Source organism: Hyphomonas chukchiensis, assembly GCF_000682695.1.
GTDB classification, from domain to species: domain Bacteria; phylum Pseudomonadota; class Alphaproteobacteria; order Caulobacterales; family Hyphomonadaceae; genus Hyphomonas; species Hyphomonas chukchiensis.
In genome coordinates, this window is record NZ_AWFG01000030.1 from 139,206 (window position 1) to 162,110 (window position 22,905).

Annotated in this window: 26 protein-coding genes and 1 pseudogene; 15 read left to right on the forward strand and 12 right to left on the reverse strand. The window is 61.0% G+C overall.

The window, feature by feature from the left end; translation table 11 throughout:
- The first annotated feature begins 4 nt into the window (after positions 1-4).
- Both HY30_RS11095 and HY30_RS11100 read left to right on the forward strand, forming a co-directional pair.
- Positions 5-457, forward strand: a complete 453-nt coding sequence (locus HY30_RS11095; RefSeq protein ID WP_034740213.1) for a YbgC/FadM family acyl-CoA thioesterase — start codon at positions 5-7, stop codon at positions 455-457.
- Positions 458-591: 134 nt separating this feature from the next.
- Positions 592-1,254, forward strand: coding sequence for a PadR family transcriptional regulator (locus HY30_RS11100; RefSeq protein ID WP_081812194.1), 663 nt, complete (start codon positions 592-594; stop codon positions 1,252-1,254).
- Positions 1,255-1,321: 67 nt separating this feature from the next.
- Here the strand turns inward: HY30_RS11100 and HY30_RS11105 are convergent, their stop codons facing one another.
- The gene (locus HY30_RS11105; RefSeq protein WP_034740215.1) at positions 1,322-2,059 is read right to left on the reverse strand and encodes an endonuclease/exonuclease/phosphatase family protein; all 738 of its coding nucleotides are present in this window, start codon (positions 2,057-2,059) and stop codon (positions 1,322-1,324) included.
- Positions 2,060-2,129: 70 nt separating this feature from the next.
- On the opposite strand from HY30_RS11105, the gene cls reads away from it, so the two are divergent.
- The 10 genes from cls to HY30_RS11155 all read left to right on the forward strand — a co-directional run bounded on the left by cls (position 2,130) and on the right by HY30_RS11155 (position 12,900).
- Complete coding sequence (cls, locus tag HY30_RS11110; RefSeq protein ID WP_034740217.1) at positions 2,130-3,587, forward strand: cardiolipin synthase; 1,458 nt, start codon at positions 2,130-2,132, stop codon at positions 3,585-3,587.
- Positions 3,588-3,810: 223 nt separating this feature from the next.
- Positions 3,811-4,524: a MotA/TolQ/ExbB proton channel family protein gene (locus tag HY30_RS11115; protein WP_034740219.1), complete on the forward strand. Its 714-nt coding sequence runs from the start codon at positions 3,811-3,813 to the stop codon at positions 4,522-4,524.
- Between the two features lie 3 nt (positions 4,525-4,527).
- The gene (locus HY30_RS11120; RefSeq protein ID WP_034740220.1) at positions 4,528-4,965 is read left to right on the forward strand and encodes an ExbD/TolR family protein; all 438 of its coding nucleotides are present in this window, start codon (positions 4,528-4,530) and stop codon (positions 4,963-4,965) included.
- 18 nt (positions 4,966-4,983) lie between these two features.
- Positions 4,984-5,943, forward strand: a complete 960-nt coding sequence (locus tag HY30_RS11125; RefSeq protein WP_034740221.1) for a hypothetical protein — start codon at positions 4,984-4,986, stop codon at positions 5,941-5,943.
- A gap of 32 nt (positions 5,944-5,975) precedes the next feature.
- Positions 5,976-7,331, forward strand: coding sequence for a Tol-Pal system beta propeller repeat protein TolB (gene tolB, locus HY30_RS11130; RefSeq protein ID WP_034740223.1), 1,356 nt, complete (start codon positions 5,976-5,978; stop codon positions 7,329-7,331).
- Between the two features lie 221 nt (positions 7,332-7,552).
- On the forward strand, positions 7,553-8,098 hold the full coding sequence (pal, locus tag HY30_RS11135; RefSeq protein ID WP_034740224.1) for a peptidoglycan-associated lipoprotein Pal: 546 nt from the start codon (positions 7,553-7,555) through the stop codon (positions 8,096-8,098).
- 101 nt (positions 8,099-8,199) lie between these two features.
- A complete protein-coding gene (ybgF, locus tag HY30_RS11140; RefSeq protein WP_034740226.1) occupies positions 8,200-9,228 on the forward strand; it encodes a tol-pal system protein YbgF in 1,029 nt (342 codons plus the stop codon).
- Positions 9,216-10,262 (forward strand): tRNA lysidine(34) synthetase TilS, encoded by a 1,047-nt coding sequence (gene tilS, locus HY30_RS19330; RefSeq protein ID WP_051615351.1) that lies wholly within the window; start codon positions 9,216-9,218, stop codon positions 10,260-10,262. The genes ybgF and tilS overlap by 13 nt, the downstream gene beginning before the upstream one ends.
- Before the next feature lie 93 nt (positions 10,263-10,355).
- Positions 10,356-12,278, forward strand: coding sequence for an ATP-dependent zinc metalloprotease FtsH (gene ftsH, locus HY30_RS11150; RefSeq protein WP_034740228.1), 1,923 nt, complete (start codon positions 10,356-10,358; stop codon positions 12,276-12,278).
- Positions 12,279-12,333: 55 nt separating this feature from the next.
- The gene (locus HY30_RS11155; protein ID WP_034740230.1) at positions 12,334-12,900 is read left to right on the forward strand and encodes a hypothetical protein; all 567 of its coding nucleotides are present in this window, start codon (positions 12,334-12,336) and stop codon (positions 12,898-12,900) included.
- Here HY30_RS11155 and HY30_RS11160 read toward each other — a convergent pair.
- The 5 genes from HY30_RS11160 to HY30_RS11180 form a co-directional block, all read right to left on the reverse strand.
- On the reverse strand, positions 12,897-13,394 hold the full coding sequence (locus HY30_RS11160) for a DUF2721 domain-containing protein (protein ID WP_051615352.1): 498 nt from the start codon (positions 13,392-13,394) through the stop codon (positions 12,897-12,899). The two genes, HY30_RS11155 and HY30_RS11160, sit on opposite strands and share 4 nt — an antisense overlap.
- Positions 13,395-13,447: 53 nt before the next feature.
- On the reverse strand, positions 13,448-14,059 hold the full coding sequence (locus tag HY30_RS11165; RefSeq protein ID WP_034740232.1) for a glutathione S-transferase family protein: 612 nt from the start codon (positions 14,057-14,059) through the stop codon (positions 13,448-13,450).
- Positions 14,060-14,101: 42 nt separating this feature from the next.
- Positions 14,102-14,581, reverse strand: coding sequence for a DUF4262 domain-containing protein (locus tag HY30_RS11170; protein WP_034740234.1), 480 nt, complete (start codon positions 14,579-14,581; stop codon positions 14,102-14,104).
- Positions 14,582-14,654: 73 nt separating this feature from the next.
- Positions 14,655-15,071 (reverse strand): VOC family protein, encoded by a 417-nt coding sequence (locus tag HY30_RS11175; protein ID WP_034740236.1) that lies wholly within the window; start codon positions 15,069-15,071, stop codon positions 14,655-14,657.
- Between the two features lie 141 nt (positions 15,072-15,212).
- Positions 15,213-15,557, reverse strand: a complete 345-nt coding sequence (locus HY30_RS11180; RefSeq protein ID WP_034740238.1) for a hypothetical protein — start codon at positions 15,555-15,557, stop codon at positions 15,213-15,215.
- A gap of 182 nt (positions 15,558-15,739) precedes the next feature.
- On the opposite strand from HY30_RS11180, the gene HY30_RS19335 reads away from it, so the two are divergent.
- Positions 15,740-16,069 (forward strand): YkgJ family cysteine cluster protein, encoded by a 330-nt coding sequence (locus HY30_RS19335; RefSeq protein WP_051615354.1) that lies wholly within the window; start codon positions 15,740-15,742, stop codon positions 16,067-16,069.
- On the opposite strand, the gene HY30_RS11190 is transcribed toward HY30_RS19335, so the two are convergent.
- Positions 16,066-16,500: a phage tail protein gene (locus HY30_RS11190; protein ID WP_034740240.1), complete on the reverse strand. Its 435-nt coding sequence runs from the start codon at positions 16,498-16,500 to the stop codon at positions 16,066-16,068. The genes HY30_RS19335 and HY30_RS11190 overlap by 4 nt on opposite strands.
- 76 nt (positions 16,501-16,576) lie before the next feature.
- Positions 16,577-16,966: a DUF6491 family protein gene (locus HY30_RS11195; protein WP_051615355.1), complete on the reverse strand. Its 390-nt coding sequence runs from the start codon at positions 16,964-16,966 to the stop codon at positions 16,577-16,579.
- A gap of 230 nt (positions 16,967-17,196) precedes the next feature.
- Between HY30_RS11195 and HY30_RS11200 the strand changes: the two genes are divergently transcribed.
- Positions 17,197-17,568 (forward strand): hypothetical protein, encoded by a 372-nt coding sequence (locus tag HY30_RS11200; RefSeq protein ID WP_155839310.1) that lies wholly within the window; start codon positions 17,197-17,199, stop codon positions 17,566-17,568.
- A gap of 77 nt (positions 17,569-17,645) precedes the next feature.
- On the opposite strand, the gene HY30_RS11205 is transcribed toward HY30_RS11200, so the two are convergent.
- Together HY30_RS11205 and HY30_RS11210 are read right to left on the reverse strand one after the other, a co-directional pair.
- Positions 17,646-19,397 carry an ATP-dependent nuclease gene (locus HY30_RS11205; protein WP_081812196.1) on the reverse strand — a complete coding sequence of 584 codons (1,752 nt, stop codon included), beginning with the start codon at positions 19,395-19,397 and terminating at the stop codon, positions 17,646-17,648.
- 223 nt (positions 19,398-19,620) lie between these two features.
- Complete coding sequence (locus HY30_RS11210) at positions 19,621-20,931, reverse strand: JmjC domain-containing protein (protein WP_034740245.1); 1,311 nt, start codon at positions 20,929-20,931, stop codon at positions 19,621-19,623.
- Between the two features lie 116 nt (positions 20,932-21,047).
- On the opposite strand from HY30_RS11210, the pseudogene HY30_RS20500 reads away from it, so the two are divergent.
- Positions 21,048-21,214 (forward strand): annotated as a pseudogene (locus tag HY30_RS20500) (IS110-like element ISHne4 family transposase); the annotation flags it as partial.
- Between the two features lie 90 nt (positions 21,215-21,304).
- On the opposite strand, the gene HY30_RS11215 reads toward HY30_RS20500, so the two are convergent.
- Positions 21,305-22,381 carry a beta family protein gene (locus HY30_RS11215; RefSeq protein ID WP_081812197.1) on the reverse strand — a complete coding sequence of 359 codons (1,077 nt, stop codon included), beginning with the start codon at positions 22,379-22,381 and terminating at the stop codon, positions 21,305-21,307.
- 8 nt (positions 22,382-22,389) lie between these two features.
- Positions 22,390-22,905, reverse strand: coding sequence for an ImmA/IrrE family metallo-endopeptidase (locus HY30_RS11220; RefSeq protein ID WP_034740249.1), 516 nt, complete (start codon positions 22,903-22,905; stop codon positions 22,390-22,392).

Consider the following 22,905-nt stretch of genomic DNA (forward strand, 5'->3'; position numbering starts at 1 on the left):
TGGCATGACCCTGCCTGTTCTCGACGACAAGAATTTCGATGCGGAGCGCCAGCACTGGATCAGTGTGCGCGTCTATTACGAAGACACCGATTTCACCGGCATGGTCTACCACGCCAATTACCTGCGCTTCTTCGAGCGCGGGCGGTCGGATCATCTGCGCGATGCGGGCATCTCGCACCAGTCACTGCTCGACCGGCCGGACCCTGCTGCCTTCACGCTGACCAATGTGAACGTGGCCTACAAGCGGCCAGCCAAGGTGGACGACCTGCTGCATATCAGGACGCGTTACCTGGGCATGGACGGGCCGCGAATCCGCTTTGAACAGGCCTGTCTGCGCGACGGCCAGATCATCGCGGAAGCCGAGATCACGGCCGTCATGATTCATGCCGACGGGCGTCTGCGGCGGCCGATCCGCGAAGTGGCGGACTATCTGGACGCATTTGTCTGGCGTCCATAGCGCTGTAATCATTTGCTTTATTGTCAGGTTTTGAATGTCGCAGGCTTTGCGGCATCTGATTTTTTGCGTCTGGCACTTGCATTTAGATATATCGAAAACTATTTTTGATTTCGATATATCTAAAAGGAGTATCGATGAGCAACACAGACCCCGAAGACAGAATGGTTCTGTCAGGCGAGCTTTTGGACAATGACGACATCTTTGGCAGCCACAGGCGCCGGGACAGAGGAGAGAACATGTACGGACATCACAGACACGGCCGGCACGCACGCTGGCATATGAAAATGGCCATGGGCGGCCGGCACGGCCACGGCCGGGGCGGAATGGGGCGTCGCGGCGGACGCCCGCTGGGGCATGGCGACCTGCGCCTGCTGATCCTCAGCCTTATCAATGAGACGCCGCGCCATGGCTATGACCTGATCCAGGAAATCGAGACGCGCACCGGCGGCACCTACAAGCCGAGCCCCGGCGTGATCTATCCGGCGCTGGAAATCATCCAGGACCTCGGCCTTGCCGAGGTGCGCACGGAGGACGGCAAGAAGACCTTCCACATTACGGATGAAGGCAAGGCCGAACTGGAGCGCGAGGCCGCAACGGTCTCAGCCATCCATGAACGGCTGGCAGACCTCTTGCGCGCCGAGGCGGATGTCGATCCGACGGACGTGCGTACCGCGATGCACCGCCTCCGCCACGCCATCATCAAGACCGTGCGCCACAATATGGCCAATGAGGCGCGCCAACGGCGGATCGTCGAAATCCTGAATGCGGCGAAGGACGAGATCGACTCGCTCGACTAGGGGCGGTCAGCCGACGATACCAATGTGCGGGGCTCCGGAAGGAGCCCCGCATTTTATTTGGGAGAATCTAGAAGCTGATTTCAGCCGACAGCGGCAGGTGGTCCGAGAGCTGGAGGGGCAGGCTGCGCCGCTCGTCGAGCCGGACCGCGTCGGAATAGATGATGTGATCGAGATCGCGGCTGGGGCGCCAGGACGGATAGGTCGGCATGGTCGGCTGATCGGCAATTTTCGCCCCGACGGTCCCGGCGAAGCTCTCCAGCTGAGTGGAACTGTTCGTACAGTTGAAGTCTCCGACGACCAGAAAGGCTTTCTTGTGGGGCAGGTGCTGGCCAATGGCTTCCAGCTGCATGGCCTGGTCATTGCGGCCGAGGCTCAGGTGCAGGTTGGCGACCGAAATCCCCCGTCCCACCTGCACATTGGCGATCAGGCAGCCGCGCCCCTTCACCCGGCCCGGCAGCTTGAAATCATGTATATGAGACAGTTCGTACCGACTGAGGATGGCATTTCCGTGCAGCGAGATGCCGGGAATGGTGCGGTTCTGCTGCTTGGCGACATGATTGTGGCCGGACAGCATGGCAATCCGCTCGGCCTGGCAGGTAAAGCCCGACCGCCGGCCCCCCAGATCGACCTCCTGCAGGCAGACGACATCATGCTCGGACACGATTTCGGCAATTTTTTCCAGCGTGGATTGCTTGGCACTGGTATTGAACACCTGATGATGCGCGCGTGTGAGGTAATGGGAATACCGGGCGGTGCCGATGGCCGCCTGAATATTCCATGTCAGGATCCGGAGTGTCTGTGTCATGGCCTTGATATGCAGTCTGGAACACGCGGTTCCATGCGGCGTTGGGCGCTAGAAACTGAAGGGGACGGCCTTGCTGCCAAGTTCATTGGTCTTTGCGCTCCATATCGTGATCGCGTTGGCGCTCACATTCCGCCTGCTATACCGCAAGCTGGCCGTCAGCACGACGCTGGGATGGATCATCATCCTGTTTGCCATTCCATATATAGGCATCTTTTTCTATTTTCTGTTCGGTGACCACAGGATGGGCCGCAAACGGCTGCATCAGAGCGCCTGGGTGCGCAATTTTTACCAGAAGCGCTATGGCATTGATGACGACGGCGCCGCCGCCGATGCCCTGGATGTGTCAGATGCATTCCGCGCCATGAGCCAGAGCATCGGCGCCGATTCCGGTTTCCATGTGACACACAATAACCGCGTCGAGATGCTCGAAGATGCCGGCGAGATCCTCGACCGGCTGGTGGCCGATATCGATGCGGCCACGAACACCTGCTATCTCGAATTCTATATCGTCGAGCCCGAGGGTCGGGTGACGGCCGTGATGGAGGCGCTTGTCCGCGCCTCGAAGCGCGGGGTCGACTGCAACCTTCTGGCCGATCATTTCGGCAGCAAGGCACTCTTCCGGTCGAGCTGGCTGCAACGGCTGAGGCAGGCGGGGGTGGATGTCGAGGCGTCGCTCCCCGTCGGCCTGATCAAGTCCCTCTCCCAGCGCACGGACCTGCGCAATCACCGCAAGCTGATCGCGATCGACCAGACGATTGGCTATGTCGGCAGCTTCAACCTGGTCGACCCGCGCCTGTTCAAGCAAAACAAGGCGGTCGGTGAATGGGTCGACATCATGTTCCGGCTCGAAGGCCATATCGTGGATTCCCTCGGTGTCGTGTTCAACGCCGATTACATTTTCGACACGGTCGGGCTCGATATTGACCGCAAGGCCCTGCGCGACCTGCCGACCGACCATCCGCGCGAGACCGCGCCGGGCAATGTGGCGCTGCAGCTCTTGCCCTCAGGCCCGGAAATCCATGACTCGCTGATCCATGAATGGGTCGTCTCGGCCATCTTCGCGGCGCGCAAGCGTGTCTCGATCATCACGCCCTATTTCATCCCGGACGAGACGCTGACGCTGGCGCTGAAGGCGGCGCAGAAACGCGGCGTGGCCGTGGATATCATCGTGCCGGAGCGCATTGATTCCCGCATGGCGCAATATGCCAGCGAGTCGGTCTTCTCCGAGCTGCTGCGTGAGAACATCACGATCATGCGCTATCAGGACGGCCTGCTGCACACGAAGTGCGTGCTGATTGACGACACGGTCTCCATGGTCGGCACGGTGAACATGGATACGCGCAGTTTCTACCTGAACCTTGAGCTGACCCTGATCGCCTATGATCGGGGGCTGAACCGGGACATGGACGCCCTGCGCGCGCGCTATCTGGCCAATTGCACACCCCTGACGCTCGAAGAGTGGACAGCCCGGCCGCGATTCCGGCGACTTCAGGAGAATGTCCTGCGTCTGGCCGCCCCGCTCCTCTAGATACAATTCGCAGGGGTTGCTGCAGTGCAGCGAAGCATGTCATCAGCACGAAAGCTTAACCAAATGCCCCTAGCGGTTAACCAACTGCGGAAAACGGTGCCCCTGCCGTGTTTCCGCCAGATTTGGTGGTGAAACAGGGGCAGACGCCGAGGCCTCGCGCCATCGGCACAGACTCATATGCAGTGCGCCTCCCGCACGCAGACTTCAAGGAGCAGGACATCTCATGGAATCCGAAGCGATTGGCACGGCGGCCAGCAATACTGACTTCTCGCTGCTTTCTCTCGTGTTTGACGCCGACCCCGTGGTCAAGCTCGTGCTCCTTTTCCTTCTCGGTGCCTCGATCTGGTCCTGGATGGTGATTGTCGAGAAGCTGTTCTCGCTGGGCGGCGCACGCCGCAAGGCGCGGCAGTTCGAGGCCGCTTTCTGGGGCGGGCGTACGGAAGATTTCGACATGCGGCCCGGCCAGGTCGGCAGCGACGCGGCCGGCCGCGTCTTCGCTTCGGCCGCCCGTGAATGGTCCGACGCCAAGCGCGGCATGCCGGCGCCGGCTGAAGCGGCTGCACTGGTCAGCCGGGCAGAGCGCTCGATGCGGGCGACGGTCGATCGCGAGATCGGCAAGGCCGGCAAGGGGCTGGGCGTGCTGGCAACCATCGGGTCTGCCTCGCCCTTCATCGGCCTCTTCGGCACGGTCTGGGGCATCATGAACGCCTTCCTCAACATCGCCGCCCAACAGGACACGAGCCTCGGTACGGTGGCGGGCCCGATCGCGGAAGCCCTGTTTGCGACCGGCATGGGCCTCGTTGCGGCCATTCCGGCGGTCATTTTCTACAACAAGTTCACGGGCGACCTCACCAGTTTCGGTGACCAGCTCGACACGTTCTCGCAGGATGTGCTCGTGCGCCTGTCGCGCCGCGCCTCTGACCCCGGGAGGGACTAAGCCATGGGGATGATCCTCGGATCAGGCGGCAAGGGCGGACGTCGCGGACGTCGCTCGCTGAACGCCGAAATCAACGTCACGCCCTTCGTTGACGTCATGCTGGTTCTGCTGATCGTGTTCATGATCACGGCGCCCCTTCTGGTGCGCGGCGAAGATGTGGCCCTGCCGAAGACGCGGTCGGGCCCGATCAAGACCGAGCCGAATGACGCGCCGCTGGCGATCACCGTCAAGGCCGACGGCACGATCTATGTTCAGAACACGGAAGTGAGCGTCGAGGAACTCGGCGCCAAGCTCGCGGCGATTATCGGCGAGGGCTATGAGCAGCAGATGTACCTGCGCGCCGATGCGGCCGTGCCCTATGGCCGGATCATGGAAGTGACGTCCGAAGTGCGCGCAGCCGGTTATACGCGGCTCGCCTTCGTGACCGAACAGAAGAAATAGCGGGACCTTTTCACACAAATGATGCGCGGTTTCACCCTTTCGGCCCTTCTCCACGCGAGCGTTATCGCGCTGGCCGTGATGTCGTGGCCGACGCAGAAAACCGAGTGTGACAAGGCCATCGAGAAGCTGAAGCGGGATGAACCGGGCCTTGGACCGGTCGATATCCTGATGCGCCTGCCGGAATGTGCGGCCGCCATCGACGTGCCGATCGAGTTTCTCGACATTGGCCTCGTGACCAATGTGTCCGCCATTCCGAAGGCCGAAGTGCAGGAAGAGGCCGAGCCGGTGCCTGAAGAGGCGCCGGAGGAAGAGGCGACCCCGGACGATCAGCCGGACCTGACGGCCGACGAAGTGGATGCCAATGACACACGCGCTGAGGAACCGAGCGAGGATGACCTCGTTGTGGAAGATGAGAAGGCCGAGCCCGAGCCTGAACCGGAGCCCGTAAAGGAGCCGGAAAAGAAAAAGCCCGAGCCTAAAAAGGAAGAGAAGCTGGTCCAGAAGACAAAGCCCAAGTCAGAGACCGACGACCTCGACTTCCTCAATGATTTCGAGGACGTGCTGAAGACCAAGGCGCAGAACGAGCGCAAGGCCCCGCCGGCGCAGGAGCCGCCCCGGATCGAGAAGCCGGTACTGGCCGATGCCCAGCAGCCCCGCAAGGGTGCAGGCGACCGGACGGGCAACACGGCTTCGCTTCAGGCTGCCGTACGCCGCCAGATCGGCTATTGCTGGAATGGTGTCGACGACCTGCCGAAGGAAGACCAGATCAATGTCGTGGTGCGGCTGGTGCTGGCGCGCGACGGTTCACTGGCGGAACCGGCCGATCTGGTAACGCCCAAGTCCCGCCCCATCGGGCGGGCCGGTATCCCCGTTGACCTGGCGCTGAGGGCCGTGCGCAAGTGCGCCCCGTACAAGCTGCCGGCCGATGATTACGACCAGTGGAAAGAAATCGACGTGACAATCGGGCCTGAAAATTGACGGCCCATCCCATAATTCTAGGAGGCAAACGAATGAAACGTATCCTGATGGCGCTGGCGACAGCGTTCCTGTTCGCCACAAGTTTCGCGCTTCCCTCTGCGGCGCAGCTTCAGGTCCGTGTGACCGACGGCAACTTCACCCCCACGCCGCTGGCGATTCCTGATTTCCAGATATCCGGCACCAATGCCGAACTGGCCAGGCAGATCAGCGACGTCGTGCGCGCCGACCTGACCTCGACCGGCCTGTTCGAGATGCAGAACCCGGCCTCCTTCATCCAGAAGGATCTGTCGCTGGACGTGCAGCCGCGCTTTGCCGACTGGAAGATCATCAATACCGACGGCCTCGTGGTCGGACAGTATGAGGAGCTTCCGGATGGCAAGATCGCCGTCTCTTTCCGCCTCTGGGACGTCTATGCCGGTGAAGTGATGCGTATCAATGGCCAGCCGGGTCGCCGCCTGACGACGACACCGGACAACTGGCGCCGCATCGCGCACAAGATTGCCGACTCCATCTATACGCGCCTGACCGGTGAAGACCCGTATTTCGATACGCGCATCGTTTACATCGCCGAGACCGGCCCGAAACTGGAGCGCGTCAAGCGCCTCGCCATCATGGATAGTGACGGCGCCAACCAGCAATACCTGACGCCCGGTCGCAACACGGTGCTGACACCGCGCTTCTCGCCGTCGGCGCAGGAAATCACCTACATGTCCTATGAGGGTGGCAAGCCGCGCGTCTATCTCTTCAATATCGAGACCGGCCGCCAGGAACTGCTCGGCAATTTCCCGGGCATGACCTTTGCGCCCCGTTTCTCGCGCGATGGCCAGAGCGTGCTGCTGACGCAGGCCCAGCGCGGCAATTCGGACATATATATAATGAACCTCCGTACGCGGGAATCGCGCCGCCTGACGGATCACCCGGCGATTGATACCTCGCCCTCCATGTCACCGGACGGCGATGCGATCGTGTTCACGTCCGACCGTGGCGGCAGCCCGCAGCTATATATAATGAATGCCGATGGCAGCCCGCGCACCTGTCCGTCGGGCGGCCGTGATGCCGCCTGCCGCATCACCTTCGGCAAGGGCAGCTATTCCACCCCCGTCTGGAGCCCGCGCGGTGACCTTGTTGCCTTCACGAAACAATCGGGCGGCAAGTTCTATATCGGCGTGATCGGTGTGGACGGAAAAGGCGAGCGCCTGCTCACCGAAGCCTACCTGGACGAGGGTCCGGACTGGTCGCCAAACGGCCGTGTGATCGTGTATTTCCGCGAATCACGCCCCGGTGCCGGCCCGCAGCTCTGGTCGGTTGACCTTTCGGGACGCAACGAACAGCGCCTGAAAACTCAAACAGACGCTTCAGACCCCGCCTGGTCACCGCTTCTGCAGTAATAAAAGCAGTAAAAGTCCCCGGGAAAGGCCCCGGGGGCGTTGCTTTCAGGAGACAGACGAATAAAATTGTGCGAAACGGGGCGTGGTTCAGTCATCGCCCGATTATTGCCTGATTTCGTAATCATATGGAAATCAGACACGCGCTAGTCGTCGTCACGTTGACCAAACGCCCGCCGCAAGGCGCCTATATCGCTCTAAAGACATCCAGGGGAGTCTTAGCAATGCAAACCTCACTGAAACTTACCGTTGCCGCCGCCGTATTGCTTTCGCTCGGCGCATGCGCATCGAAACCCAAGCCTGTCGCAGAAGAAACCGCGCCAGTCGAAGTCGTTGACACCACGCCTGCTCCAACTGAGACAGTCGAAGAAACCGTTGTTGCACCTACCGGCCCGCTGGCTGGTTCGCTTGACGACTTCCGCGTGAACGTCGGCGAGCGCGTCTATTATGACCTCGACGGCTACCGTCTCGATTCCGACGATCAGGAAATCCTGAAGCGTCAGGCCGCTTGGCTCGCTTCCTATCCGAAGGTCCGCATCCTTGTTGCAGGTAACTGCGATGAGCGCGGCACACGCGAATACAACCTTGCCCTTGGCGAGCGTCGCGCTTCGGTCGTGAAAGATTACCTCGTCAGCCTTGGCGTTGATCCTTCGCGCATCGACACGATCTCCTACGGCAAGGAACGCCCAATCGCTGCCGGCAGCGACGAACAGTCCTGGGCCCTCAACCGTAACGGCTTCACGCAGATCGTTTCCGGCTCGACCAGCTAATCCGGACTGCTGACTTTACGACAATTTGCAGCCGGGTGCCTTATTTTGGCCCCGGCTGTTTTTGTATTATGCCCATCTAAACGCGTGGAGAAATTGCATTGATGTTCAAAGCCCCGGCTGTAGCCTTCGCCTGTCTCATGCTTGCTGCCTCTCCGGCCGTGGCCCAGCGCAGCGCTCCCATCACGCAAGGCGTGACCAGTTCAGACCTCTCCAGCCAGGTCGCCACCGTGCGCCAGCAGAACGCGGAGCTGAAAGTTCAGGTCAATAACCTGCTCGGCGACATCATGACCCTCACGGGCCGCGTCGAGACAATGGAATTCAAGCTCTCGCAGGCCAATGACCTGAGTCAGAGCCTGCAGCGGGACAATGAATCCCTGTCCGACAGTCTCGGAGAGCTGCGCAAGCAGATGGACGCCCAGTCGCGCACGATTGCCGCGCTTGAAGCCCGCCTTGGCGGTGCAGACTACAGCGACCCGAGCGCCGACCCGGCCGCTGGCTATCCCGGCACGACGCAAGGCGGCGACTATCCGGCTGCATCGCCCGCTGCCCCCCGCGCGGGCGGTCTCGCTTCCGGCCCGACGCAGCTGATCTCGCCCAATGCGGGCAGCACCCCTTCCGGCGTTGCCAACAGTGCTTCCGGTGTTCGCGAAGCCCCGACGCCAGTATCGAACAATCCATCCGAGGACGGTCTGAACCTGCCGTCCGGCTCGCTGGGCACGATTTCCGCCAGCGACCTGCCGGGCGAGGCGGGCCCGCTGTTTGCGGCGGCCAAGTCCAAGCTGATCCAGTTTGACTATGCCGGCGCCGAAGCGGCTTTCCGCCTCTTCCTCGAAAAATTCGGCAATGACCCGCAGGCTGGTGAAGCCCATTACTGGCTGGGCGAAACGCTCTACCAGCAGAAGGCCTATGCCGACAGCGGCGCGGCCTACACGACGATGATCCGCTCTTTCCCGAACGACCCGCGCGCGCCGGATGCACTGGTCAAGCTCGCCCGTGCCATGCGGCTCGTGGGTGACAAGGAGAAGGCCTGCCTCGCGCTCGACACGCTGCCGAAACGCTATCCGAACGCATCGGGCGTGACGCGCGACCTGTCGGCCGTCGAACGGACCAAGTCCGGGTGCGACAACTAGAGGGGCTCGCGCCCCGTCTCGCCGCCTTTGACCGGCTTTGCCATGATGCGCGCGGTCCTGTCGGGATTGCCATTTCCGGCGGCAGCGATTCGCTCGCGCTCCTCTTCATCGCGCATGAATGGGCCCGTTCGCGCGGGCGCAAGCTGGCGGCGCTGACCTTTGACCACAGGCTGCGCACGGCGGCAGCGGGGGAGGCGGCGCGGGTCGCAACGATCTGCCGGGACCTGCATATCCCGCATGAAACCCTGCGCTGGGACGATCCGGTCAACCAGCAATCCTCGGCGCGGCGCGCGCGGCATGCTGCGCTGGCGCTGGCGCTGAAGGCGCAGGGCGGCACGCATTTGCTGACCGGGCACACGGCCAATGACCAGGCAGAAACGTTCCTGATACGGGCCCGGCAGGGGTCCGGATGGTACGGTTTGGCGGGCATGCAGGCCCTTTCCATGTCCCCTGTCTGGCCGGAAGGGGAGGGCGTGCGCATTGCCAGGCCCGTCCTTTCGGAAAAGCGCGAAGACCTGCGCAGCCTGCTACATGAACGCGGGCAGGTCTGGATTGAGGACCCGAGCAATGAAAACCTTGCCTATGAGCGCGTGCGCATGCGCCGACTGCTGGCGAGATCGCCTGAGACGGCCGAGCGGATCAGCCGCTGCATGAAGGAGCTGGCAGGCCTGCGCGCCGTGGAGGACCGGCGGCTCGGACGCTGGCTGTGCGATCATGTGCGGGTCAGCGCGGCAGGCGACGGGATCGAGGCGGATCTCGGCCTGCTGCCAATGGATGCTGCGGTGCGGGGGCTGGCGCTGCTGATCCAGGCCGTGACGGGGCGGGAGACGCCGCCGCGGCAGGAGAATACGGCCAATCTGGCCCAGCGCCTGAGGGCGGATCAGACCTTTGCGGGTGCGACACTTGGCGGGGCAAAGCTTGTCCGCAGGCAGGGGAGGGTCCACCTTATGCCTGAAGCGGGGCGCGATGGCCCGGAAACACTAGTTTCGCGGCGTATTGATGGTTTACGAAGACTCTATGCAGCCCGCGCATGACAATTGCTGTCTGTTAAGCCGAAAGGAGTCGTTTTTGTGTAATGCTGCTCCTATGTTAAAGATCAATGATCCCTACAAACGGAAAGACCTGACATGAACGTGCGAAATCTTGCCATCTGGGGGGCGATTGCCCTGCTTGTTATCGGCATGGCCGTTGCCATGGGCGGATCTTCCGAAGCCGACAGCGCCAAGAAGGCGAAACTGTCGGAAATCTACGCGCTGATCGATTCCGGCCAGGTGGCCGAGGCGACGCTGGGCGACCAGCAGATCGTCGTGACCACGACCGACAATCGCAAGCTGGTCAGCGAACTGCGCGGCCTCGACATGGAAACGCAGGGCGTGCTGGTCAAAGAAGGCGTGCCCTTCTCGGTTGATGCCGATAGCGGCCGCAACAATTTCGCCTCGCTGATCTTCTCGATCCTGCCCATCCTGCTGATCGTCGGCTTTGTCTTCTTCATGATGCGCCAGATGCAGGGTGGCGGCGGACGCGGTGCGATGAGCTTCGGCAAGTCGCGGGCCCGGCTGCTGACCGAAAAGCATGGCCGCGTCACGTTTGACGATGTGGCCGGTGTCGACGAAGCCAAGGAAGAGCTGCAGGAGATCGTCGAGTTCCTGCAGGACCCTTCGAAATTCCAGCGCCTCGGCGGCAAGATCCCGAAAGGCGCGCTGCTCGTCGGCCCTCCCGGTACAGGTAAGACGCTTCTGGCCCGCGCGGTTGCCGGTGAAGCCGGTGTGCCCTTCTTCACGATTTCCGGTTCGGACTTTGTCGAAATGTTCGTCGGCGTCGGCGCGAGCCGCGTGCGTGACATGTTCGAGCAGGCGAAGCGCTCTGCCCCGTGCATCATCTTCATTGACGAGATCGACGCTGTCGGCCGTTCGCGTGGCGCAGGCCTCGGCGGCGGCAATGACGAGCGTGAGCAGACGCTGAACCAGCTGCTCGTCGAGATGGACGGCTTCGAAGCCAATGAAGGCATCATCCTCGTCGCGGCCACCAACCGGCCTGACGTGCTGGACCCGGCGCTGCTGCGTCCCGGCCGTTTCGACCGCCAGATCACGGTCGGCAACCCGGACATTATCGGCCGCGAGAAAATCCTGCGCGTCCACATGCGCAATGTGCCGCTGGCCAAGGATGTCGACTCCAAGACGATCGCGCGCGGTACGCCCGGCTTCTCGGGTGCTGACCTTGCCAACCTCGTCAACGAGGCGGCCCTTCTGGCGGCCCGTCGCGGCAAGCGTGTTGTTGCCATGGCCGAGTTCGAGGATGCGAAAGACAAGGTCCTGATGGGCCCTGAGCGCCGCTCGATGGTCATGTCCGAAAAGGAAAAAGAGCTGACGGCCTGGCATGAAGCCGGTCACGCCATCGTGGCCATGATCGTGCCGTCGGCCGATCCGGTCCACAAGGCGACGATCATTCCTCGCGGACGTGCGCTCGGCATGGTCATGCAGCTGCCGGAAGACGACAAGCTGTCCATGTCCAAGATCGAGATGACCAGCCGTCTCGCCATCATGATGGGCGGCCGCGTGGCCGAGGAACTGAAATTCGGCCATGACAATGTCACTGCCGGTGCCGCCTCGGACATCCAGCAGGCCACCCGTCTCGCACGGGCCATGGTCACGCGCTGGGGCTTTGCCGACAATATCGGTCCGGTGGACTATGGGTCCGACCAGGGCGACGTGTTCCTTGGCCAGCAGCTGATGCAGTCTTCGCATGTGTCGGAAGACACCTCGCGCAAGATCGAGGAAGAAGTCCGCAAGCTGATCCAGACCGGCATGGACGAAGCCCGCCGCATCATGACCGACAGCCGCGACAAGTGGGAAGCCATCGCTGAAGGCCTGCTCGAATACGAGACCCTGTCGGGCGAGGAGATTGCCGAACTGCTGAAAGGCAACAAGCCGACACGGCCAGACCTGTCGGACGATGATTCCGGCCCGGCCCCGGCTGTCCCGGTCATCGGCAAGCGCCGCAAGCCCAAGGGCGATGCCGGCCTTGGCGATACTGAGCCGAACCCGGCCTGAGGCCTGGCAGAGATTAGGAATTGTAATGGGGCGTAGCCAGTCTAGGCTGCGCCCCATGCTTTTGCGCTCATGTCTTGGCGGCCTTGCCGCGCTTTCCGTTTCGTCCTGCATCCCGTCTCCCGAGGCGGAGTTCTGGGGGCGGGTCTCGTCGCTCTGTGGTGAGGCCTTTGAAGGGGAGATCGTCAGCGAGGACGCGGCCGACGATGACTGGCGCAGCCAGCGCATTGTCATGCATGTGCGCGACTGTTCGAAATCGGAGATACGCATTCCGCTGGCGGTAGGGGAGGACACCTCACGCACCTGGGTGCTGACACGCGGTAAGGATGGACTGGCCCTGCACCATGAGCACCGGCATGCCGATGGCAGCCTTGATGCGGTGACGGGCTATGGCGGCAAATCGGCGGATTATAGCAGCGGCTCGCGGCAGAATTTCCCGGCGGATGAAGCGACACAGGCCCTGTTCGATGAGGCAGGCATCCCGGAATCCAAGGCCAATATCTGGGCCATCGAGATGCGCCCCGCGCATACGCTGTTTGCCTATGAGCTGGAGCGGCCGGGGCGGTTCTTCCGGCTGGAATTCAATACGGGCCACCCCGTCACGCCGCTGGAGGCTGCCGACTAGTCGAGAATGTTGGTTAGTCTTTTCTTCCGGCTGCCGCTGGCCCGCGCCGTGGTGATCAGGTGCGGGGCAACGCGCAGGGTGCGCGTGGCAATGGAAATCTCCATCAGGAAATAGACGAGGCCTGCGACCAGCACGCCCATGGAGGCGACGAAGAGTACGGCGACAAGGTTTGACACGTCCGTCCGGATCAGCTGGCCGGTAAACAGGATGACGATGACGAGACAGATCAGCAGGGCCGAGAGCGTGGAGAGCGTGACGGCGCGGTTGATGCGGATCATGCGCTTGTCGATGGCGGCGAGTTCCAGCACGTGGGCCTTGCGGGCCTCTTCGCCAAGATCGGCCAGGAAGCCTTCGACCTTGCGCCAGCGGTCAACAACGCGGCCAAGGCGGTTGGCCATGACATTGAGCAGGGCGCCGATACCTGCAAGCAGGAAGACCGGCGCGATGGCGAGCTGGATGATGTGGGAAATATCGGCAGGAACGGAAATGGGCATGGCATAAGGCTTCGCCCTGTCATGCGCTCACGTCAAGTATTGCGATGGTCTCGCTAGGCTTTTGCGCTGGGGCGGGCGGAAACGGCGTCATGCCAGCGCTTGAGGTGCACAAGGCTCTCGTCCGGGGGCACGCCGACAAGACCGGCGCCGAAATCATAGGTGGCGAGGGCGACGGCATCGGCGACGGTATAGGTGTCGCCTGCGATGAATTCATGGCTGGCCAGCTGATCATCGAAGAGCTTGTAGCCGATCGCGGTGCGGGCGCGGTTCTGCGCGGCGGCTTCGGGAATCTGGCGGATCAGTTTTGCCGTCAGCGCATGGCCATGGATCCAGACCATGCCGATCGGCACCATCAGGTTCAGCTCGACGCGGCGCAGCCACATGTCGACAATGGCCTTGCCCTTGGCGCCGGTGCCGAAGAGGGGCGGCGCGGGGTGCAGTTCCTCGAAATAGCGGCAGATGGAGACGCTTTCGGAAATGCAGCTGCCGTCATCGAGCTCCAGCACGGGCAGGCCGCCGACAGGGTTCTTGGCCAGGAAATCCGGTTGCCGGTTCTGGCGGGCCAGCATGTCCACCTGCTCCATGGGCACGTGGAGGCCCTTCTCGGCGAGATAGATGCGCACGCGGCGCGGATTCGGGGCACGGGTGCTGTCGTAAAGGATCATGGGCGGGACTGTAGACCCGCGACGCGGGCCGGGGAAGGGGTGTCAGACCCAAAGCTGGGGCTGGGCGTCGATGACAGTCTCGGCGCAGTCATCGTCCCAGGGATAGAGGCCGTCGAGGTCGCCGGGCCAGACGAGCTGGATGACGCCGGGATGGCCGCGATTGCCGAGGCGCTGCCAGTACCAGTCGGCATAGGGCACATAGTCCGTGAACAGCTTGGCGTGGCCGGCTTTCTTGCCGACACAGTCATGGTCTTCGAGGAGGCCCTGCCAGTGCTGCTCGCCCTCGACCTTTCGGCCCGCCTTGATCTGGCGGAAGACTTCCCAGAGCATGCCGTGCATCACGTCGCGGTGGAGGCCGAAGATGATGAATTCCGGCGCGTTCAGCGTGTGGCTGAAGCCGATGGAATAGGTGAAGTTCGGTTTGGCCAGTTCCGGATCGAACACGTGCAGGCTGTGCCAGCCATGCGTCTCGATGTTCGAGAGGATGCGGTGTTCGGCAGCGGTGAGGTCTGGCGCGTCCATGGGGGCATGACGGCGTGCGCCGGGCGCGGGGTCAAGCGCGGTAAGCCTACATGTCCGAGATTTAAGGCGGGGGCTATTTCGCGAACAGCTGGCCGATATCGGCAAAGGCCTTCAGCTCGATCGCATTGCCGGCGGGATCGTGGAAGAACATGGTGGCCTGTTCGCCGGGCTGGCCCTTGAAGCGCACATAGGGCGCGATCAGGAATTCCACTTTGCCTTCAAGGCGCTCGGCCATGGCCTGCCACTCGTCCATGGGGAGGACCAGGCCGAAATGGCGCACGGGCACGCCGTGGCCGTCAACGGCATTGGTGGTGGCGACGCGGCATTCTTCGGGCGCGAGATGGGTGACGATCTGGTGGCCGTGGAAATCGAAGTCGATCCAGTCCGGCGAACTGCGCCCCTCCGGGCAGCCGAGCAGGTCGCCATAGAAGGCGCGGGCGGCGGCGAGGTCGTCAACGGGGAAGGCGAGGTGGAACGGGGCGACGGGCATTAGCGGCGGGCCTTCGGAATGGGAGGAGAGACTGGTCCCATTCTTAAGGCGGCGCAGGCGAAGCGCAACTGCCAGCACGTGCGGCCACAGGCCCTTGGGGCGTGCGGCGGGGAAGGCGTGAATTCGGAGGCTGGGGGAGGACTAGGACGTATCGGGGCCGAGGGGCGCCGCTATCACGCACGGAAAAAGCACGAAAACTGCACGAAGGATGCTCGTAAACTGCACGGACGCATCAGGGGCCTCGGGAAGGGCAAGCCGTTCCCATGCGAACTGTTGCGGGGCCTCGTAAACATAGCGGCCTTCCGGCGCCGGGGCGTCGGAGATCGCGGTGATGTAGAGCTTGCCGGTGCGTTTGGAGACCGAGAAGAGCACGTCGCGCTTGTTGGCGCGGATCCAGCGCTCGAGGCCCCATAGCTGCAGCCACAGATAGGGCCAGAGATAGAGGGGCACGGCAGCAAAGAGACGGGCGCGGGTTTCAGGGGTCATGGGGCGCAGTATAGGCGCAACCGAAGGGGGTGGGGAAAACGGGCGCTCTCTCCCGCACGCAAGGCCATAGGCGGCAGCAGGTGCAGGGGGGCTTGTCCGCAGGAGAGCGCAGGCGTAAATGTGCAGCGCCGCCGACCGATGCGATGGGCACAACCGGGCGGCGGAGCTTTCAAGCACATTCCATGACCGACCCGGCCTATGACTGCGTGTCCTGCGGTGCCTGCTGTTTCAGCCGGCATCCGCGCTACCTTGCCCTGTTGCCCTATGACGCCTCGCGCAGCCTGCCGGCGGACAGCCTTTTTGCCGAGGGCGGGCAGACCTATGTGAAGTTTGACTGCGGGCATTGCGTGCACCTGCAGTTGGGCGATGGAAAGGCCGTGTGCGGCGTTTATGAGGACCGGCCCGAAGCCTGCCGCGCCTTCCGGGCGGGCAGCTTCGAGTGCGGCAAGGCCCGCCGCGCGAATGGCATACTCGGGGCCAACGTGCGCACGCCCGAGGGCGAAGCGGCCTAGTTCCGGGACGGATAAATGCCCTGCGTCACGACGCACTGCCTGAGGACGAGATAGGCCGGCGCGTTGCCCTGGTTTCCCTGCTGGTGGAGGGACGCAGAGCCGGCGCCGGGCGCGCCCTTCTGGCCTATCGCAAAGTCGGCCGCGCCGGGGCCTTTTCCGGCGCTGACGATCGTGCGCCCCTGCAGGTCGGGCAGGGCAAAGGTCGTCCGGCCGTCGCCGCCATACTGGGTGCCGTAGAGCGAGAAGAGGGCCGTGTTCTCATTGATGGGCAGCAGGCGGCCATCGGCGTCCAGCGTGCCGCGCGGGCAGAAATTGAACCCCACGGTGATGATCTCGCCGAGATATTCGTCCGTGCCCGCGCTTGCGGCGGGCGCTGACCCCGCCAGGACCGCGCCGGTGAGCGCTGCCGTGAGTGCAAGTTTCCGAATCATGCCGGGGCCTCCGCTTGTGGAGGGAGCAGCTTAGGGCGCGGAGCGGGAGGGACAAGGGCCTTCGGGAGGGCGCGGCCTAGTTCGTCTTCGCGTCCCGGGCGGGCGCCCCGGTTTTCGTGAAATTGCGGAAATAGCAGCGCTGGCCGTCCACATAGACAGAGCTGAACCGGTCGACATCGCCCATCGGGTCGGCGACGAAGCCGATCGTGTTGGCAAAGCCGAGGCCGGTGCAGGGGCCCATCATCTCGGCCTTGTACCATTGGTTATCATGGCCCTCGATCAGCAGCGTGCGGTCGTCAACCGCGCGCCAGTTCTCGATGCCGCCAAGGTCTGCAAAGCGGATCACGGCGAGCTTTTCCGGCGCGGGATTGGCGGGCACGGGGTCTGCATGGGCAAAACGCCCGGCGATGGTGACGAGGCCCAGTAAGGGCAGGGCATAGGCGAGTTTGCGTGTATTCCTGAACATCTGAATGTCTCCTTTTCGATCTGCAAGCGTCGTGGCTCGTTCGAAGCAGACAGCAGGGAGCGGGTCGTCAGCCCTTCATATGTGAGGAAGCGCGGGGGCCATTCCAACGCGCCGGGGCGGGGCGGCTGCCATTAAATTTCAGACATTTGCGCGGGCCATGCGCGCGCCGGGCGCTTGCCGGGGGCGGGGGATGGTGCGAGCCTTTGGAAAAGGGCGGGGAGGCCAAGGCGATGACGGCGATATTCTTCTGGGCGGCGGCAGGCGTGGCGATGCTGACCGTGCTCATCCATGTCTTCCTGGGCGGGGCGAAATTCGTGCGGCCCTTCCTCGCGGTGGAGATGGATCCGGGCCTGAAATGGCTCGCCTACCTGATGTGGCACCTCGGCACAGTGTCGACCCTCTTCATCGCGCTCGGCTTTGCGGCCGGCGCGGTGCACCCGGAACATGCCGACTATGCCGCCATCGCGACGGCGGGCGCGGCGGGCTTTGTTTGCGTCGCGCTGTTCACGGCGGTGAAATCCGGCCTCTCGCCCCTCCGCTTCCCGGTCATCCCGATGTTCAGCCTCGTGACGGGGCTGGGGCTGGCGGGGCTGTTTGTTTGAGGGGGAGGGCATTTGAAGACTGGACGCCGCTAGGAGAGGTAGGTTGTGCCGCTTTTAACCACAAGTGTGCCCATAACCTACCGTGAAACAAACTCGTTTAATTCAGATAGTGTTTCCAACAAATCGTCTGCTAATATTCCCGCTCTTAACTCACCACAAATCGCGGCCAGAGATACGGAAGCGCCAAACTGAGTTTTCAATTCTACGAGAACTTTTGAAAGGACCTCCTTGCCCGGACAGAGCGCGATCTTTCCTTCAATAGACGCCCAATCCGTCTCGAAGGCATCTAGTGCTTCCGTAATCACTACTGTGTCGTCCTTTGCCGATCGATTCTCTCGGGCAAATCTGGCCGCATTCGACGCGATTTGAGCGGACACGTAATTTCTGTGTCCTGCGGCTATCTTCGAGATGATTTGCTCGACTTCCTCAGCTTGAATGGCCCCAACTTTTCCCGGTTTGCGGTTGAGTTGCGTGTTTGTAGCCTTTGCGATTGCTCTTGGCTCCAAGAGGTAATTTTCAATTTCCTTTCGAGATAAAACAAAGCACTCAACGCCTGCTTCACTCATTCGCTTGATGAACGCGCTTGTTTCATCGCCGCAGCGGTAGTCCCGATCGAACATGCATTTTGTTTGGATGGATATTTCCAAAAGTTCCTTGAAAGCCCACACGGTATGCTCGGCTCGACGCCATTGAGAAAATCCGCCCAACTTAAAAATTGGGGATTTCTGTTCTATGGCTAGATATTCTAATCCATTAGCCTTCGCAATTCGCCTCAATATTCGAGCGTCATTTCCCTCGACGAAAATTACCTTTTTAACTTTAGATATCTTGGCAAAATCAGCGTTTTCCGCCGAACCGATATAGTTTAGCATCAGGTCATAGTCGGCATCGTTCCTAATTCTTCTGCCTGTTGCATTCGAAGGATTAATCACAACAATTTCGTGTGTGTCGGCTTCGTTTATTATTTCTGTTGCGTGTGTCGCAACGAAATACTGAGAGAATTGTTCTTTTATATCATGGTAGAGCCGATGCTGAAGGTCAGGGTGCAGATATATATCAGGCTCATCGATAACTAAAATTGAATCTGGCCCCCCTCGTATCATGTGGGTGTGGATTTGCAGCCAAACTTGGAAGCCGAAACCTGCCCATTGTATTTCGCGGGTTATCCGCTTCTCCTCAAAAAACATCTTTACGGTAGGAGGTGACGTCGTATCCCACTCTGGGCGTTGAAGCTTGATCCCCGGCCAAGCTCGCTCAACCCGGATTTTAAATAGATCAAATGTTTCCTGATCCTCAGCTAACCAAATGTTTCTGAAGTTGCGAGCTGCTAGACGTGTTCCGCGGTTGCGTTGAACTGTCTCTGCACGAACAATAATTTCTTCCGCCTCAAGCGGGCTCAACGTCGGGACAACGATTAGTTCGACGGGGAAAGCGTCTCGAAACTTTTTCGAAGTCGACAATCTCTTGCCATTGTCGATAAAAAATCTAACCGTTCTCTCTGGGTGAAGCAGTAGTATTGCTTTCGCGCCGTTTGAGTGTTGAAAGATGATCGTCGCATCATCTTCGCCGTAGTCTGTTGTGATGTTTGCTAGGGTGAATGGTAGGCTGTTATCTGGGACGTTATAGCCTTCAAATGTCCCAAAATCGGATGAAATTAGTGTCGGGCTTCGCTGCCTAGCGTACCGCAAACTCACATTGAGTAAACGTAACGCGTCAAGGATAGATGATTTTCCCGAGTTATTTGGTCCCACCAAGATGTTTCCATCTCGGGTCGACAGCGTGAAGCTGGAAAATCTCTTAAAATTTCTAAGGCTTATTGATTTTATCATCGTGCTTCGGTTGCACGATTCTCAGCAAGTGGAAACGCCTGTCAGGCAATAGCCTCACCCTTGTACCTGACTTCGGAAAGTCCGGCCTTGAAGTCTTTTGATTTCCCTGGCCCACTAGCTCTTGCGGCCATTTTTTAAGCTAGGGGTGTTCGTTGTAGGACATCGCCTTTGCTTAGTAGCGAATTTAGGCGGCGATAGTCGTGACGCAGCATTCGTGTGCCCCCTAAACCATCTCCAGCAATCCGTTCCTGTACAGGGTTTGCAGGTGGAGGATGATGTCCTTGGGGGGCGGGGCGGTGGCGCTTTCGGGCCAGGCGATGACGTGCGGGAGGGTGAAGCCGGCGGTTTCGGTCGTCATGCGGCGGAGGATGGGCGCCAGCGTGGCGGGGAAGGTTAGCAGGCCATTGTCGCAGGGCAGGGTCAGCGTGTCGCCGGTTTCGATGAAGCGCAGGGGCGCGGCGCGGGCGACGCGGAAGCGGTCTTCCGCCGTGGCGCGGGGCAGGGGCTGGACGGGGTCTGGCGCCCAGCCCGTATAGGGGCCGGCGGTGAGGGCGTCGAGCCAGGGGCCGGCCATGGCCTGAGGGTTGTCGATGATGGCGCGCGCCTGCGTGTAAAACTCGTCCAGCCGGTCGCGCATATAGGCGGCGACTTCGGGGGGCATCCGGCCGTCAATGGCGCCGACCGTGGCGGGCGGGCCGCCGCGCCAGTGGCCGTTCGCACTGGCAAATTCCAGCAGCAGGGGGGCGAGCTGGTCGAACAGGTTGCGGGGGGCGAAGTAGACGTTGAGGGCGAGCGACACGCCCACGCCGCGGGCCGAATGCCACGCCCCGGCGGGCAGGCAGAGCAGGTCGCCGGGGCTTAGCTCCACGGTGCGGAAGGTCATGTCGGCGGGGGGCGTGCCGGGGTCTGCGGCGGCGGAGACGATCTGGCCGTCCTTGTACGTGGCGTTGGCGTCGGGCCAGGGGCGCGCGGCTTCGGTGGAGAAGGTCCAGCGCTTGCGGCCGGCGATCTGGAGCGTGGTGGCGACGCGCCGGTCATAGTGCATGGGCAGGCCCGCGCCATCGGGCGAGACATAGCAGTTGACGCCCACCGTGCCGGAAAAGATGAGCTGGGCACGGAGGGCCTGCGCCCAGCGGGCGAGCGCGGGATCGGCCATGTGGATATTGGTGATGCAGATGGTGGCGCCGGCGGTCAGCAGCTCGGTGACCTGGGGGATCTGCGCCTCGAACATGGGGCGGCGGCTGCCATCGGCCTCGCCGCCCGCGAAGGAGGCCATGAGGTTGAAGCGCCGGTCCTGAAGGGTCTCGCCGCGCGCGAGGGCCTGTTTCAGCCGCGCCCAGCTGAAGATGTGGGCGAACTTGGCCTCGGGGCCTTCGACATTGAGCGACTGGCGGGCGAAATAGTCAGTGGCGAAGGCCTCGGGCGTGAGGGGGCTGAGCAGGGCCTCCAGCTCGCGGCCGGTGAGGGGCGCAGGCGCGGCGGCCGCGTCAGGCGCGCCGGGGCCGAGCAGGGCGTGGAAGTCTGTCTGGGTCATGGGATATGCGCCGCCGCGATTACCTTACGTTGAGCCGAAGCCTAGACGTAAACGGAATTAGAGTGGGGCTCAAGGCGGGGGGCGTGTGGGGGCGGCAAGTGGCCTTTGCTAGTTGGGAGGCCGCCTTCATTGAGACCCGGTTCGACCCGGCCCTAAAAGCCCTGCGCCAACGCTTCGAAGCGGCCGGAAAGCCGTTCAAGGTCCCATCATCGCCGTCGCCCGCATCCTGCTCACACACCTCAACGCCATCGTCAGGGAGCAGCGAAACTACTTGCCGCGATAACAGTTGCTACGCTTGCTATCATGATAGTGGGATTAGCGCTGAGGGTGGTGCGAGCGGATGCCCCGAAGTTAATCAAAAGTTTTCGCGCGATTAGTCTTCCCAGTCTTCTTCGAACGCCCCAGGTGGAGGCGACGTGCCATAGAATGCCTGACGATGAAGATGGATGTTGACTCTTGCTGCGACATTTTTCTGAGGCGTATTGATTCCGAGTTCTTGGCTAATTGTGGTGTTTTGAATCATCTCTTCACCCCATATTCCCAAATTACCGTCCCAATACGGAGAACGCAATATGGCCTCGGCGGCGTCTTCGAAACTCCACTCATCCTCCTTATTGCGCGCAATGTACCACGACTGTTCGCCCGGGTAATCGATTCGATCCAGTGGGCGACTGGCAAAGCCACCGGGCTCTCTAGGTCTAGTGCTAGCCCAGTCTCCATAGATAATTCGGGCTCGATTTGAATTCCTTGAAACTTGATCAAGCAAAACCCGATTGGAGAACTCAATCCGAGTGGGCGTGTCAGAGCTAAAGCTAGAAAACATTTTTGGTATAGACGTACACGAAATAATTATAGGTATTTGGGCGTCGATCTTCGTTGAAATTTCAGAAATTACACCTGTAAACCAGACCGCCAATTGTAGCGGATCTCTCGTCCAGCCGCCCTCAATGAGAATAGCGAAGTCCGCTGTGCCTGATGAAGCGAAAGCATCCATTATATCCACAAAATTCTCAGGAAAGCGATCACGGACAATTCTCAACAAGTAAGGACGATTGAGGGCTTGCACCCTTTGAATTTGCTGTTGGATTTCGTCTTGGCTTTGCCCACGGGTCTGAATTGTGGGCATAACATTTGGATATTGAGAAACAAATTCAATCCAGTTTTTGAAGCAATCTTGCGGCTCGAATAGAACGGCCAGCTCTTGCTGAGCCGTAGCTTCCAGATTCGTAAATTGGTAGTCGCGATCAAGGTCAAGAAAGTACATCCTGTTTGGGAATGCCCTTTCGATCCTATCAATGGTTCGGCTGAGCGAGTTAGAATTAGCCCACGGTGCCAATAGAAAGCATGGAGTTATGAGATTCTTTGACGCTCCCAGTGAGAACTCGAGTCCGTTCATCTCACTAGCGCGAACCGCCAATGTCGGAACATATAAACTATTCTCTAGAGCCATATTTCACCCTAAGCGAGAACCAGATTCGACAATCGAATTTCCATCGCAGATTTAGATACTTGAAAACTTGCCGCCATACTTTCGATTGTAGCCTCAGCAACTATCCCCTTAAAGCGATCTTTAAGAACTTTCTCCACAATGCATGCGGGCATCACAAGATCTGCGGCCAATCGATTGGCTTCAAACTCTATACGTTCTGGAGCCCCCGACCTGTAAAGTACGTTGTCGGTGATGCCGCCCGGCGAGTTCTCTATGACCGAACGATGGAGCAAAAAATGCGCCATTTCATGAGCCAGCGTAAACCTCTGTCGTTCTCTGGCCTCGTTTCGGTTAATCCGAATATGGAATCCGCCATCTTCGCTAGTTATCTGGCCTGACACGCCTGTAGGGAGATTGGTCAGCTTTACGGACGACACACCCAATGCATCGGCCATGGCGCCGAGTTTGACCGGGATTTCAGATGTGAAATCATTAACGATCTGGCGCTCGTCATGGCTGAGTCTTGAAAATTCTACCGATGTCAT